General features: G+C 67.1%; 1 protein-coding gene. It reads left to right on the plus strand.

Going from position 1 to position 599, the window contains the following annotated elements; translation table 11 throughout:
* Positions 1 to 599, plus strand: a 599-nt coding sequence (locus MN188_RS17540) for a calcium-binding protein (RefSeq protein ID WP_420839012.1), incomplete at both ends; no start/stop codon positions are given.

Raw genomic sequence — 599 nt, forward strand, 5'->3', positions numbered from 1 at the left:
GGCAGCACCGGCGATGACGTGATGGACGGGGGCGACGGCAGCGACGTCATGTTCATTGGCGAAAGCGGCGACGCGGTGCACGACAGCGGCGCCAGTGGCTATGACAAGGCGATGATCTATGCGGCCGCTGGCGTGTCGATCGCGGTCGGCGGTTGGAGTGGGGTCGAGCGGGTCGTGGGTTTCACCGGCGACGATACGATCGACGCGACGGGGGCAGGTGTGTCGATCACGCTCACCGGCGGCGCGGGCAATGACACGCTGATCGGCGGCGGCGGCGCGGATGCACTGTTTGGCGGCGCGGGCAACGATGCAATCTTTGGCGGCGTGGGGGGCGACACGCTTTTGGGTGCGGACGGGGCCGACGTGCTGAACGGCGCGGCTGGCAACGACGCATTGGGCGGTGGCGCAGGGGCGGACAGCTTCGTGTTCGACAGCGGCTGGGGCCAGGACGTGGTAATGGACTTCACCGACGACGAAGACCTGATCGACCTGAGCGGTGTCGCGGGCGTGAGCTCAACCACCGACCTTGTCATCTCCCAAAACGGCGCTGACACAATCATCACCCTGGCAGGCGGCGGAACCGACAGGATCACGCTGAC

The organism is Aliiroseovarius subalbicans (assembly GCF_022678625.1).
In the GTDB taxonomy this organism is placed as follows: Bacteria; Pseudomonadota; Alphaproteobacteria; order Rhodobacterales; family Rhodobacteraceae; genus Aliiroseovarius_A; species Aliiroseovarius_A subalbicans.